This is a genomic window from Mycolicibacterium peregrinum, from assembly GCF_001665625.1.
Taxonomy (GTDB): domain Bacteria; phylum Actinomycetota; class Actinomycetes; order Mycobacteriales; family Mycobacteriaceae; genus Mycobacterium; species Mycobacterium peregrinum_B.
In genome coordinates, this window is the sequence record NZ_LZSY01000102.1 from 36,414 (window position 1) to 50,444 (window position 14,031).

The window sequence follows — 14,031 nt, forward strand, 5'->3', positions numbered from 1 at the left end:
GCCTACCCGATCGCGGCGCGGACGGCGCCGGCGAATGCATCGCCACGCTGGCCGTAGCCGCTGAACTGATCGAAGGACGCGCCTGCCGGGGCCAGCAACACGGTGTCACCCGCGCCGGCCAACCCGCGGGCGGCATCCACGACCGCCGCCATGACCGCATCGGAGACCGGACGGTCCCCGACGTCGATCACACGAGTCACATGATCACCAATAGACTCATTTGTCTCAAGCACCCCAGAATCCTCCCCCGCCACAACCTCGACGACGGGGACATCCGGGGCGTGTCGCGATAACGCATCGGCAACCATTTGCCGATCCCGCCCGATCAGCACCACAGCAACCAGGCGATTCGCCACGTGACGCACCAACTCGTCGACCGAAGCGCCCTTCAGCAAGCCCCCGGCGATCCACACCACCCGATCGAACGCGGTGATCGAGGCCTGCGCGGCATGTGGGTTGGTGGCCTTGGAATCGTCGACGTAGCGCACCCCGTCGTCCTCCCCGACCAGCTCGGCACGATGCCTGCCAACCTGGAACGACGCCAACGCGGTGGCAATCGAAGCCGGCGCCACCTCGACGGCACGCGCCAGGGCCGCGGCGGCCAGCGCATCGAGCACACCGACCGGACCCGCCACCCTGATCGTCGCGGCATCAGCCAACTCGACGTCGTCGCCGAACGCACGGTCGACGAGCTTGCCGTCCCGGACCCCGAGCTCACCGGCGGCCGGTTCGCCCAGCCGGAACCCGACCCGAACGGGCGCCCCGGCGGACGGCAGCAGACCGGCGGCCACCGGATCGTCGAGACCCACCACGGCCACCCGCCCGGCCAGTGCCCTGGCCTTGTCGGCGGCATAGCGGGCCATCGAACCGTGCCAGTCCAGGTGATCCTCGGCCACGTTGAGCACCACACCGGCGTCCGGGCGCAGCGAGGGTGCCCAGTGCAACTGAAAACTGGACAGCTCGACCGCCAGCAACTCCGCCGGCTGGTCCAGCACAGCCAGGACCGGGTCACCGATGTTGCCGCACAACAGGCTTCGGCGCCCATCGGCAAGCAGCATCTCGTGCAGCATCGAGGTCGTGGTGGTCTTGCCATTGGTACCGGTGACCACCAACCAACGCCGCGGCGGACCGTAGTGCCCCGCAGCGTCCAACCGCCAGGCAAGCTCCACGTCGCCCCAGATCGGTACCCCGGCCTCGGCGGCAGCAGCCAGCACCGGAGCCGTGGGCGGGAATCCCGGGCTGGTCACCACCAGCGCGTAGCCGGAGATGGACGCGATGGCCCCGGCCGGATCGATCACGGCGGTGCCCTGCTCCGCGAGAACACGCAGCGCCTCGGCGTTGTCGTCGCACAGCGTCGCGGCCACGTTCAGCGGCGCCAACGCCGCCAGGACGGCACGTCCGGTCACCCCCGCACCGGTCACCAGCACCGGGGCACCCGGGGTCAGCAGCGACAGATCGTCGTCACCGCCGCGCCCGCCGGATGGGCCGGCCACGTCAGGCCCCGACAGCGGTGAGCCACTCGCTGTAGAACAGGGCCACACCCAGACCACAGGCGATCGCCGTCAGCAGCCAGAACCGGATGATGACCGTGGTCTCCGCCCAGCCCACCAACTCGAAATGGTGGTGGAACGGTGCCATCCGGAACACGCGGCGGCCCGTCGTGCGGAACGCCAGGATCTGCACCACCACCGAGGTCACCTCGGCCACGAACAGCGCACCCAGCACGACCGCGAGGATCTCGGTGCGGCTGGTCACCGACAGCCCGGCGATGATGCCACCCAGGGCGAGCGAGCCGGTGTCGCCCATGAAAATCTTGGCCGGTGCGGCGTTCCACCACAGGAAGCCGATACAGGCGCCCGCGGTCGCCGCCGCGATGATCGCCAGGTCCAGCGGGTCGCGCACGTTGTAGCAGCCCAGACCGGGCGCCGTGGCGCAGGCATTGCGGTACTGCCAGAACGTGATCAGGACGTAGGCCGCGGTCACCATCGCCATCGCGCCTGCCGCCAACCCGTCCAGGCCGTCGGTGAAGTTCACCGCGTTGGACCAGGCGCTGACGATCACGACGCAGAACAACACGAACACCCAGCCCGCCAGCGTCACCGTGGCGATCTCGCGAACATAGGACAGCTCAGGGCTGCCCGGAGTCAGGCCGTCACCGTTGCGGAACTGCAGGGCCAGCACGCCGAACAGCACCGCGGCGGTCAGCTGGCCGACGGTCTTCGCGGTCTTGTTCAGGCCCAGGTTGCGCGAGCGCCGCAGCTTGATCAGGTCGTCGACGAAGCCGACGAGGCCGAGCATCGTGGCCAGCCCCAGCACCAACAGCCCCGAGGCCGACGGACCGTCACCGCCCAGGGCCACCCCGACCAGATGGGTGCCCAGGTAGCCCGCCCAGATGCCGGCCACGATCGCCACGCCGCCCATCGACGGCGTCCCGCGCTTCTTGGCGTGGCTGGCCGGGCCGTCCTCACGGATCTCATGTCCCAGCCCACGCTTGGTGAACAGCCGGATCAGTGCCGGGGTGAGCAGGATCGAAACCGTCAGGGCGATACCGACGGCGATCAGGATGAGCTTCATCGGTCGGCATTCCCCACTTCTGCCGCGACCAGCGCGTCGGCCAGCGCACCCAGCCCCACCGAGTTGGATGCCTTCACCAGCACCACATCCCCGGGCTGCAGCTCAGCCTGCAGCAAGGCCAGCGCAGCATCGGCGTCGTCGACCATCGTGGACTCAGATCCCCACGAACCCTCCATCACCGCGCCGTGGTGCATGGCGTTCATAGTCCTCCCGGTTCCGACGACGATTAACCGAGACACATCTAAGCGCACCGCGAACCGTCCGATGGCGTCGTGCTCGGTTATCGCGTCGTCACCAAGTTCGGCCATCTCGCCGAGCACCGCCCAGCTGCGGCGCTTTCCGTGCAGGTCAGCGGCGGGTTCACCCGCCTCGTCACCAGAGCCCTCACGGGCCATCCAGGCCAGCGCCTTCAGTCCGGCGCGCATCGAATCCGGATTGGCGTTGTAGGCGTCGTTGATCACCGTCACACCGTCGGCGCGGGTAGCGACCTGCATCCGGTTGCGCGAGACGGGGCCGGCGCCCGCCAGCGCCGTGGCCACCTGTTCCAGACCGGCCCCGCACTGCAGCGCGACCGCGGCCGCGCACAACGCGTTGCCGACCTGGTGATCGCCGTGCACCGCGAGCGCCACCTCGACGTGCCCGCCACCGGCGTGCAGCGTGAACCGCGGGCGCGCCAGACCATCGAGGGCGACCGGACCGGCCCACACGTCGACCTCGGAACCGGGCTCACGCGAGACCCGCACCACACGGGCCGCGGTCTTGCCGGCCATGGCCGCCACCGCGGTGTCGTCGACGTTGAGGATCACCACGCCCGAGGCCGGAACAGCTTGCGGCAGCTCGGCTTTCGTGTTGGCGATGGCCTCGCGCGAACCGAACTCGCCGAGGTGGGCGGTGCCGACGTTGAGCACCACCGCGATCTGCGGCGGGGCGATCGCAGCCAGGGCGGCGATGTTGCCAGGATGCCGGGCCGACATCTCCAGGATCAGGTAATCGGTCTCGGGCGTGGCGCGCAACACCGTCCAGGGATGGCCCAGTTCGTTGTTGAACGAGCCCGGCGGCGCGATGACCTGCCCCAGCGGGTCCAACACCGCGGCCAGCAGATCCTTGGTCGAGGTCTTGCCCGAGGATCCTGTCACCCCGATGATCGTCAGCCCACCGGCGACGAGCTCGGCCGCCACCGCCGCCGCAAGTTTGGCCAGGGCGGCCAGCACCGCCGCGCCGGAGCCGTCGGTGTCGAATTCCAAAGCGCCAGACGCGGCGTCGGCTGCCCCAGGCTCGGGCTTGACGACGATGGCGGGCACCCCGACGGGGCGCGCGGCCAGCACCGCCACGGCCCCGGCCGCCACCGCCGTCGCCGCGAAGTCATGGCCGTCGGAGCGGGCACCGGGCAGGGCCAGGAACAAGCCGCCGGGAGCCACCGCGCGGGAGTCGAATTCGACGGTGCCGGTGACCGCGGTGGCGGCCGCCTCTTCGGCGGTGATGTCGGCCAACTCACCGCCGACGATCTCGGCGATCCTGGCGACAGTCATCTCGATCACGTGCCCGACTCCCCTTCCTTCAGTGCCTCCAACGCCGCCGCCAACTCGTCACGATCGTCGAACGGCCTGGTGTGGCCGCCTCCGGTCTGGCCGCTCTCGTGGCCCTTACCGGCGATCAGCACCGTGTCGCCGGGCCCGGCCCAGGCCACCGCACGCTCGATCGCCGCTCGCCGGTCGGCGACCTCCACGACCTCCGCATACGTCTGCGCCTCGGCGGCGCCGGCCATGATCGCCGCCCGGATCAGCGCGGGGTCCTCGTCGCGCGGGTTGTCATCGGTGACGACGACGAGGTCGGCCAGTTCGGCCGCCACTCGTCCCATCGGCGCACGCTTGCCCGTATCCCGATTGCCGCCGGCCCCGAACACCACCCCGATGCGGCCCGGACCCGACGCCCGCAGCGTCTCCAGCACCGCCTGCAGCGCACCGGGCTTGTGCGCGTAATCGACCAGCGCCAGGAACTCCTGTCCGCGGTCGATCGGCTGCAGCCGCCCCGGCACGGTCGCCGCACGCAGCCCCGGCTCCGCCTGCTCGGGTGTCACGCCGGCCCCGTCCAGCAGCGCGACCGCCAGAGCCGCATTGGCGATGTTGTAGGCACCGGTCAGCCCGATCCGCATCCGGTGGGCCACCCCGGCCGGGTCGACGAGGGTGAACTCCTGAGACCCGACGCCGACCGCCGAGACATCGCGCACCTGCCAGTCTGCAGCCGCGCCCGCGGCGCTCACCGTCGTCACCTTCTCGGCCCGACGGGCCATCGCCACACCCGCATCGTCATCGACGCACACGACCGCCGCGCGGGCATGGTTGGGCGACTCGGGGTCGAACAGGCCGGCCTTGGCCTCGAAGTAGTCCTGCATCGTCGGATGGAAATCCAGGTGGTCGCGCGACAGATTGGTGAACCCGCCGAGCGCGAAGACGATTCCGTCGACGCGGCCCAGCGTCAGCGCATGGCTCGACACCTCCATCACCACGGTGTCGACACCGCTTTCGACCATCAGCGCCAGCAGCGCCTGCAGATCCGGCGCCTCGGGCGTCGTCAGCGCGCTCGGCAGATCGCGGCCGGCGATGCGCACCCCCACCGTGCCGATCAGCCCGGCCACCCGCCCGGCGGCCCGCAGACCGGCCTCGGCCAGATACGTCGTGGTGGTCTTGCCCGAGGTGCCGGTCACCCCGATGACGGTCAGCCGCTCCGACGGACGTCCGTATACCTCGGCGGCCACCTCGCCGAGCACCGAACGAGGGTCGGGATGCACCAGGATCGGGACCTCGAGCGCGTTCAGTTCGGCGGCCCCGGCGGCGTCGGTGAGCACCGCCACCGCGCCGGCGGCAACCGCGTCGGCCGCATAGCGCGCACCGTGCACCGCCGAGCCCGGCAGCGCCGCGAACAGGTCCCCGGGCCGGGCGTCCTGGCCGCGCAGGGTCACTCCCGTCACCCGAAGTTCGGGCAACGGATTTCCGGTGGCGGATGCCGCTTGGACCTGTTCGGCGAGCGGCACGAGGTATTGGCCGGCGGGACGGCTGGGACGCAGCTTCATGGCCATGCCACAGTACCCATCTGCGGTCCGCCGACCGCACCACCCACGACTATCGCGGTCAGGTCGCCTGCAGCGTCAACCGCGGCCCCGGATCGGCCGACAGCGGGACGTTGTGACGCTGCAGCAGCCATGAGGCGATGTTGTGGAACAGCGGCGCCGCCGAGGATCCCGGTGAGCCGTCCGCAGCTCGGTGCGGGGCGTCCATCATGATGCCGACGACGTAGCGAGGATCGTCCGCGGGCGCCATGCCTGCGAAGGTGATCCAGTAGACGTCGTCGTAGTAGCAGCCGCACGCCGGGTTGATCTGCTGCGCCGTACCGGTCTTGCCCGCGATCTGGTAGCCCTCGACCGCGGCCTGCGGGCCGGTGCCCTGCTGGTAGCCCATCGGATCGCGCTGCACGATGGCACGGAACATGTTGCGCACCGTACGGGCGGTCTCCGGCGTCACCACCCGAACCCCTTCGGGCCGTGGCTCATCGGTCCGGGTGCCGTCCGGCGCGATCGTGGACTTGATGATCCGCGGCGGGATGCGCACCCCGTCGTTGGCGATGGTCTGATACATCCCCGCCATCTGCAGCAGCGTCATCGAAAGACCCTGCCCGATGGGCAGGTTGGAGAACGAACTGCCCGACCACTGATCGATGGGCGGCACCAGCCCCGAGCTCTCACCCGGCAGGCCGACGCCGGTGCGCTGCCCGAGCCCGAACCGGCGCACCATGTCGTAGAACCGATCCGGGCCGACGCGCTGGGCCAGCATCAGGGTGCCGACGTTCGACGACTTCCCGAACACGCCGGTCATCGTGTACGGCATCACGCCGTGGTTCCACGCGTCGCGGACCGTGACCCCACCCATGTCGATCGAGCCTGGCACCTGCAGCACCTCGTCCGGGTTGGCCAGACCGTACTCGATCGCCGCCGAGGCGGTGATGATCTTGTTCACCGAACCCGGCTCGAACGGCGAGGAGACCGGCAGGTTGCCCATCTGCCGGCTGTCCTGCCGCCCCAGATCCTGGCTCGGGTCGAACGTATTGTCGTTCGACATCGCCAGTACCTCACCGGACTTCGCGTCGAGCACGACAGCCGAGACATTCTTGGCACCCGAGGCGTCCTTGGCCTGCTGCACCTGCTGCTGGACGTAGTACTGGATGTCATCGTCGAGGGTCAGCTGCACCGTGGACCCGTTCACCGCGTCGTGCCGGTTGCGGTAGCTGCCCGGGATCACCACGCCGTCCGAGCCGCGGTCGTAGGTGACCGAACCGTCGGAACCTGCCAGCACCGCGTCGAGCGAATCCTCAAGTCCCAGTAGGCCGTGGCCGTCCCAGTCGATGCCGCCGACGATGTTGGCCGCCAGCGATCCACCCGGGTACTGGCGCAGGTCCTGGCGCTCGGCACCGACCTCGGGGAACTTGTCCATGATCGCGCTCGCGATCGCGGGGTCCACCGCGCGGGCCAGGTAGACGAAAGTCTCGTTGCTCCGCAGCTTCTTGAGCACGGTCTTGAAATCGGGCCGGTTGTCGAGCCGGGCGGCGATCTCCTTGGCGATGTCGACGAGCCGGCGATCCGGATCCGGCGCCTCACTGGATTTGGCCTTGGCCTCGGCGAGCTGCTTGCGGACCCGGACCGGCTGGAACGTCAGCGCCTTGGCCTCGATGGTGAAAGCCAGCTTGTCGTCGTTGCGGTCGACGATGCTGCCCCGCATCGCCGGGTTCACATCGGTGACCTTGAGCTGACTGGCCGCCTCGGCACGCAGACCAGCCGCCCTGGGCACCTGGAGCGTGAACAACTGCACCGCCGCGATCACCAGCACCGCCAGCATGACCAGGTTGCCTGCGCGATGCCGGAACACGAAAGACGAGCTGCGCAAACCTGTTTCGGGAGCGGCAACCCTGGTGCGGCGAGCTCCCGCCTCGTGCCCGGGTCCAGGCGAGGCCTTCTTGGCCCGCTGCTGCTTGGGCGTCTGGCCGCCGCGGCCCGGGCCGCGGCTCATGCGGCCGGTGCCTGAGCGTTCACGGCAGCAGCCGGGATGTGCGCCGCCGGCGCCACCGGCGGGCTGAACTGCTCCACCGGGGTGACCGGGCCCGGAGCTGCCAGTGTCTGCGCGACAGGCGCAGGCATGACAGGCGCAGGTGCGGGCGGTGCGGGCGCGGCCAGTGCAGGCGCGGCCGGTCCGGGTGCGGTCGGCACACCCGGCACGTGCGTCGGCTCGGGGGCCAGTTGCGGTGCGAGCTGTGCGGGGTCAACCGGCGCGGGCGCGGCCAACGGGGCAGGCGCCGGAGCGGCCAGCACCTCCGGTGCCGGTCCCGGCAGGACCGGCCCGGGCACCGGAGGAACGGCACCCGGCGCCCCATGGGGCGCATCGACCTGAGGGACCGGAATGCCCGGTACGCCAAGAGCACCCGGACGCGGCGCCCGCACCGTCAGCTCGCGCGGATCAACGACCCGCGGGGCCGGGGGCGCGGGCGGAGCCGGCGGGGCCTCCTCGGGCAGCGGCGTGTTCAACGGGGGCGGCGGCACGCCTTCGGCAGGCTTGGGAGTGCCGACGACGGTCCAGTTGCCTGCGGCATCCTGCACCAGGTGTGCGGTATCGCGCGATGGGATCATGCCCAGATTGCGGGCGGATTCGGCCAGCGCCGGAGCCGCCTGCGCTTCGAGCACATCGCGCTCCAGCGCCTCTTTCTGTTGCATCAGACCCTCATTGACCTGGCGGGCGTGACCCAACTGGTAGGACCGCTCAGCCGAACCGGTCGACAGCCACAGCGTGACCGCGAGCCCCAGACCCAGCGCCGCGATCACCAGCACGACGAACGGGACCCGGGAGATCAGGACACGTGGATTCAGCTCGATCGAGGCCAGCCGTACCAGCAGACGCTCCCGCAGGCGGACCCGCAGTGGCGGACGGACAACCTTGGGAGCCTTCGCTTTACGAGCCTTCGCCCGGGCCTTTGCCTGGCTGGCGCTCTTGGGGCGGGCCGGACGCGTACCCGGCCGTTGAATCGGGCCGGCACTCGACGCCGGACGCGCGGGCCGCTGTTCGGAACCCGGCCGACGCTTGCGCGGCGGGGCCTGCTCGGTGCGCCGCCCGCCACCTCGCGCGGGTTGACGCACCGGACGCCTGCGGTCTGCCTCGCGCAGCTGCTCGGGTCGCTTGACCTTCATGAGTTGCCCCCTTCCCCAACCTTCTCCAGTGCCCGCAGCCGCACCGGAGCGCTACGCGGATTGCGATCGATCTCGACTTGGCGGGCCTTCTCGGCGCCGCGGGTCAGCGTGACGAATTCGGGTTCATGGCCGGGTAATTCGATGGGCAGGCCAGGAGGGGTCCGCGAGGCGGTGGCCGCGGCAAACGCCTGCTTGACGATCCGGTCCTCGAGCGACTGATAGGACATGACCACGATCCGTCCGCCGTCGGTCAGCGCGGCAAGCGCAGCAGGCAGGGCGGCGCGCAGCGAATCCAATTCGCCGTTGACCGCCACCCGCAGCGCCTGGAATGTCCGCTTTCCCGGATGCCCCCCGGTACGACGAGCCGGCGCCGGGATCGCCTCGTAGAGCAGCTCGACCAGTTCACCGGTTGTCGAAAACGGTTGCTGCGCCCGGCGTTTGACGACCTTGTCGGCTATCCGGCCGGCGAAGCGCTCTTCGCCGAAGTCGCGCAGAATGCGTGCGATCGACTTGGCGTCGTAGGTGTTGAGGATGTCCGCGGCCGTCAACGGGGCGTCGGGATCCATTCGCATGTCCAGCGGCGCATCGGCCGAGTAGGAGAAGCCGCGTTCGGTCTGATCGAGCTGCATGGAGGACACACCGAGGTCGAACAGCACGCCGTCGATCTGGGTGAATCCGGAATCCGCGATCGCCCCGGCGATTCCGTCATAGCGGGTCCGCACGGGCCGCATCCGGTCACCGAACGGAGCCAGTCGGGCACCGGCGATGCCGAGCGCGTTGGGGTCACGGTCCAGGCCGATCACCTGCAGACCCGGGAAGTCGGTGAGAAAGCGCTCGGAGTGCCCGCCCGCGCCGAGCGTTGCGTCCACCAGCACAGCGCCCGTGCCGTCGTCGCGGTGACGGGTGAGCGCGGGGGCCAGCAGCTCGACGCAGCGGTCGAGCAGAACCGGAATGTGACCGTGGCCCTCGGAGTCGGACTGATCTGGGGAATCTGGCACCGCTGAAACACCTCCGCTCGGAATGGCCCCTGCACCGGGGTCTCTGTCCGAATTCACGGACCTGGCGTTGGGGAAGTACGCCAGGGCCAATTCGGGCAGAGGCCTCGTTGCACGGGCTAAGTCCAGACCGGCCGCCGGTTGACCGGCTGTGTCAGCGGCACCATCACAGAACGTCGCGAGTGTCATCAGTGGCCGCGGAGAAGTTTTCTTCGTGGGTCTGCTGGTACTCCTGCCACGCGTCGGCGTCCCAGATCTCCAGGTAATCGACCGACCCGATCACCACGCATTCCTTGGACAGGTTTGCGTAGCGACGGTGATCCGCCGACAGGGTGATCCGACCCTGGCCGTCCGGACGCTGCTCGTCCGCGGCCGCGGCGAAAACCCGCAACTGCGCACGACGCTCCGGATGCGCCTTGGCCTCTTCGACCGCTTTGCGTGCACGTTCCTCGAACTCGTCCCGCGGGTACACGGCCAGGCTGTGATCTTGACTCTTCGTGACCATCAACCCTCCTGCCAGTACGTCGCGGAACTTGGCGGGCAGTGTGAGCCGCCCCTTGTCGTCGAGCTTGGGCGTGTAGGTACCCAGAAACATCTGGACACCTCCCGCCACCCGGTTCGGATCCCGAGACGCTTGCGAGATCCAGGCCAGGCCTTCTGCCCTCCGAACGGGGTTCCGTTTCCCCGTTGGCCGCCACTTTACCCCACGATCCCCCACTTTGCTCCATTTAGTTGGGCAAGTTTGGGCGGTCCCCCCACCTGATCCCCCCAGAACTGCCCCCTGAGCGCAGCTCGGCGCCCCACCGAAGCCCACAGAAACAGAGAAACCGCAGGTGAAGACCTGCGGCGCGAAGGTGGGGGGTTGTGGGGCGGAATTCCCTGAGAATCTGCCGATCTCCCCCACACCGCCCCACCACCGGGAGCGGGGCACCTACTCCGGCGTGTCGCTGGGCCGCCGTCTGCACCCGACGGGGAGGCAGGAAAGGCACACAAAAAAGGGGGCAACCCCTTACGGGCTGCCCCCTGACTCAGTCAGACGGTTCAGTCGTCGAACCGGCGCCGGAACCGGTCTTCCATCCGAGTGGTGAACGAGCCGCCGCCGCGCTGACGACGCTGCCGCGGCGCACTGCCGGAACCCTGGGCCGCACGCCCGGGACCGCCGGTCACGCGCGGGCCGGTGACGGCGAACACGACGCCGGCGAACATCGCGACGAAGCCGAACACCGACAACACCGGGAAACCACCGAGCCACAGCGATTTCACCGCGACACCGACTACCAACAACGCCAGGCCGAGGACGAACAACAACGCGCCCTGAAGCCTGCGCCGAGCCGATGGCGCGCGCAAGGTCCCACCACGAACGCTCGAGGCGAACTTGGGATCCTCGGCATACAGCGCGCTCTCGATCTGATCGAGCATGCGCTGCTCATGATCGGAGAGTGGCATTCGTCCCTCCTTGCCGACGCCGCCGTCGCTCTTCAAGATTTCACGTGCCCGCAATCACGGGCACCTAACCCTAATGATACGAGGTCGATCCGAGCCGTACCACCTTGTTCGTCGTCGATTGTAGGTCGTCGCGAGATAGCTCGGGTCGACGGGACCGACCGTCTGTCAACCGGATAATGCTGAAGATAATGAGTTAGGCAGGACACCGGACGGGCGAAAGGCGAAAGCATTGGCGACGTATCTCATCGATCTGTCGCCGGACGATATGAAGCGCCGGCTTCCCGAGGCTCTGCGCGTGTACGTCGACGCCATGCGCTACCCGCGCGGAACCGAGGAACAGCGCGCCGCCCTGTGGCTCGAACACACGCGGCGCGCAGGCTGGAAATGCGTGGCTGCCGTCGAGGCCCCCGAATCCACCAGGCCCGACAGCGCGGAACTGCTCGACGCTCCCCTGCTGGGAATCGCATACGGCTACAGCGGCGCGCCGGATCAGTGGTGGCAGCAACAAGTCATCTCCGGTCTGCAGCGGATGGGCACCAACCCGGTGCACATCGCCGACCTGATGGCCAGCTACTTCGAACTCACCGAGCTGCACATCGAACCGCGCACCCAGGGGCAAGGCCTCGGCGAGGCTCTGACCAGGCGACTGTTGGCCGGGCGGGATGAATCTCACGTGCTGTTGTCCACCCCTGAGATCAACGGCGAGGCCAATCGGGCGTGGCGGTTGTACCGGCGGCTGGGCTTCACCGACGTCATTCGCGGTTACCACTTCGCCGGCGACCCCCGGCCGTTCGCCATCCTCGGTCGCCCACTGCCGTTGTGAGATCTGGCACGATGACCAGCGTGCACGTCCGACCACCCAGCCGCCTGCCCAGACGTAGCCGACGGACCCGTCTGCTGACCCTGGTGATGTTGTTGCTGATCCTTCCCATGGCGGTGGGCTGCGTCCGGGTCCGCACGTCGATCACGGTCTCCCCCGATGACAGGGTGTCCGGTCAGATCATCGCCGCGGCCAAGCCGCGCGATTCCGACGACAAGGGCCCGCAGCTGCTGAACAACCTTCCGTTCGCCACGAAGGTCGCCGTCTCGGAGTACAGCCGCGACGACTACGTCGGTTCGCAGGCCGTCTTCTCCGACCTCACGTTCGCCGAACTGCCCCAACTGGCCGGCATGAGCCGGGATGCCGCCGGCGTCGACATCTCCCTGCGCCGCGCGGGTGACCTGGTGATCCTGGAAGGCCGGGTGGACCTCACCTCTCTCAACGATCCGCAGGCCGACGTCCTGCTGACGGTGTCGTTCCCCGGCGAAGTGACATCGACCAACGGTGATCAGGTGAGTTCCTCGATCGTGGAATGGAAACTGCGGCCGGGAATCGTCAGCACCATGAGCGCCCAGGCCCGCTACACCGATCCCAGTGCCCGGTCCTTCACCACCGCGACCATCTGGCTCATCGTCGGCGCGTTCCTGGTGGCCGGCGTGATCGGGAGCCTGGCCTGGATGAGCCGGGACACCTCCCCGAAACCGGGTGACCCGGTCACCGGCGGCGACTGACCGCCGTCCTCGCCCAGCAATCACCAGGCGGGCCTCACTTGGTACAAAACGCGTGACACGCTCTACGCTGAGTGCACTCTCCGGACATACCGTTGAACACAGAAAGGGGCGGGCGCTGAGCGTGCAAACATCGGCTCCGTCAACCGTCGAGCTGGCCGCAGCCGTCACCGACCAACTGCGCGACTATCTCCGTGAGCGCCGCCGCGACTGCGAGTACATCGGAACCGACTACGCCGAGCTGACCGAGGCCCTCGAAGAATTCGTGCTGCGCGGCGGCAAACGGATGCGCCCGGCCTTCGCCTACTGGGGCTGGCGCGCGGTGATCGACCCGGCCGACCGCCCCGCTGATCCCGATGTGCTGAGGTTGTTCGCCGCCCTGGAACTGCTGCAGGCCTGTGCCCTGGTGCACGACGACGTCATCGACGATTCGGCCACCCGCCGTGGCCTGCCGACCGTGCACCGGGTCTTCGCCGACCGGCACCGCGAGCGCAATTGGCACGGCTCGTCGCGACAGTTCGGCTTGTCGGCGGCCATCCTGGCCGGCGACCTGGCGCTGTCCTGGGCCGACGACATCGTCGCGGCGGCCCCGATCCCCGCCGACGCACAGCAGCGCGTCCAGCAGGTCTGGCGTCACATCCGCACCGAAGTCCTCGGCGGTCAGTTCCTCGACATCGTCGCGGAGGCCAGCCGCGCCGAATCGGTGGCCTCGGCGATGAACGTCAACACCTACAAGACCGCGTCCTACACCGTGGCCCGTCCGCTGCAGCTGGGTGCCGCCGCGGCCGCCGACCGGCCCGACGTGCAGCAGATCTTCCACCAGGTCGGCAACGATCTGGGGGTCGCCTTCCAGCTCCGCGACGACGTGCTCGGGGTGTTCGGCGACCCGGCGGTAACCGGAAAGCCCTCCGGTGACGACCTGCGATCCGGCAAGCGCACGGTGCTACTGGCCGAGGCACTCGAGCTCGCCGACAAGTCCGACCCCGCAGCCGCAGAACTGCTGCGCACCTCGGTGGGCACCGAGCTGTCCGACGCCCAGGTGGGCGAACTGTGCCGGGCCATCGAATCAGTGGGCGCCCTCACCGCCGTCGAGGCGCACATCGAGCTGCTGACCAACCGCGCGCTGGACACCCTGGCCGCCGCCCCCATCCATCCCCAGGCAAAGACCGGCCTGGCCGAGATCGCCCGATTCTCGGCGAGCCGGTCGGCGTAGGAGCACGTCACAACGACATGACGACTCCC

Annotated in this window: 12 protein-coding genes; 3 read left to right on the forward strand and 9 right to left on the reverse strand. The window is 69.2% G+C overall.

Annotation, left to right across the window (positions count from 1 at the left end; all coding sequences use genetic code 11):
• Positions 1-2: 2 nt before the first annotated feature.
• From murD to A5779_RS14805, 9 genes are all read right to left on the reverse strand, one after another.
• On the reverse strand, positions 3-1,493 hold the full coding sequence (murD, locus tag A5779_RS14765) for a UDP-N-acetylmuramoyl-L-alanine--D-glutamate ligase (protein WP_064883086.1): 1,491 nt from the start codon (positions 1,491-1,493) through the stop codon (positions 3-5).
• Position 1,494: 1 nt separating this feature from the next.
• Positions 1,495-2,574: a phospho-N-acetylmuramoyl-pentapeptide-transferase gene (mraY, locus tag A5779_RS14770; protein WP_055115027.1), complete on the reverse strand. Its 1,080-nt coding sequence runs from the start codon at positions 2,572-2,574 to the stop codon at positions 1,495-1,497.
• Complete coding sequence (locus A5779_RS14775) at positions 2,571-4,112, reverse strand: UDP-N-acetylmuramoyl-tripeptide--D-alanyl-D-alanine ligase (RefSeq protein WP_064883088.1); 1,542 nt, start codon at positions 4,110-4,112, stop codon at positions 2,571-2,573. The genes mraY and A5779_RS14775 overlap by 4 nt, the downstream gene beginning before the upstream one ends.
• A complete protein-coding gene (locus tag A5779_RS14780; RefSeq protein ID WP_064883090.1) occupies positions 4,109-5,650 on the reverse strand; it encodes a UDP-N-acetylmuramoyl-L-alanyl-D-glutamate--2,6-diaminopimelate ligase in 1,542 nt (513 codons plus the stop codon). The genes A5779_RS14775 and A5779_RS14780 overlap by 4 nt, the downstream gene beginning before the upstream one ends.
• Positions 5,651-5,702: 52 nt before the next feature.
• On the reverse strand, positions 5,703-7,631 hold the full coding sequence (locus A5779_RS14785) for a peptidoglycan D,D-transpeptidase FtsI family protein (protein ID WP_064883092.1): 1,929 nt from the start codon (positions 7,629-7,631) through the stop codon (positions 5,703-5,705).
• Entirely contained in the window at positions 7,628-8,800 is a 1,173-nt protein-coding gene (locus tag A5779_RS14790) for a cell division protein FtsL (protein WP_064883094.1), read from the reverse strand. The genes A5779_RS14785 and A5779_RS14790 overlap by 4 nt, the downstream gene beginning before the upstream one ends.
• Positions 8,797-9,798, reverse strand: coding sequence for a 16S rRNA (cytosine(1402)-N(4))-methyltransferase RsmH (gene rsmH, locus A5779_RS14795; RefSeq protein WP_064883096.1), 1,002 nt, complete (start codon positions 9,796-9,798; stop codon positions 8,797-8,799). Before rsmH ends, A5779_RS14790 begins: the two co-directional genes overlap by 4 nt.
• Positions 9,799-9,961: 163 nt before the next feature.
• Complete coding sequence (gene mraZ / locus A5779_RS14800) at positions 9,962-10,390, reverse strand: division/cell wall cluster transcriptional repressor MraZ (protein WP_055115035.1); 429 nt, start codon at positions 10,388-10,390, stop codon at positions 9,962-9,964.
• Between the two features lie 446 nt (positions 10,391-10,836).
• Entirely contained in the window at positions 10,837-11,241 is a 405-nt protein-coding gene (locus A5779_RS14805) for an SCO2097 family morphological protein (protein ID WP_064883151.1), read from the reverse strand.
• Between the two features lie 229 nt (positions 11,242-11,470).
• Between A5779_RS14805 and A5779_RS14810 the strand changes: the two genes are divergently transcribed.
• The 3 genes from A5779_RS14810 to idsA2 all read left to right on the forward strand — a co-directional run bounded on the left by A5779_RS14810 (position 11,471) and on the right by idsA2 (position 14,002).
• Positions 11,471-12,064 (forward strand): GNAT family N-acetyltransferase, encoded by a 594-nt coding sequence (locus tag A5779_RS14810; RefSeq protein WP_064883099.1) that lies wholly within the window; start codon positions 11,471-11,473, stop codon positions 12,062-12,064.
• Between the two features lie 11 nt (positions 12,065-12,075).
• On the forward strand, positions 12,076-12,792 hold the full coding sequence (locus A5779_RS14815; RefSeq protein WP_064883101.1) for an LppM family (lipo)protein: 717 nt from the start codon (positions 12,076-12,078) through the stop codon (positions 12,790-12,792).
• A 121-nt stretch (positions 12,793-12,913) separates the two neighbouring features.
• Positions 12,914-14,002: a bifunctional (2E,6E)-farnesyl/geranyl diphosphate synthase gene (gene idsA2 / locus A5779_RS14820; RefSeq protein ID WP_064883103.1), complete on the forward strand. Its 1,089-nt coding sequence runs from the start codon at positions 12,914-12,916 to the stop codon at positions 14,000-14,002.
• Positions 14,003-14,031 lie beyond the last annotated feature (29 nt).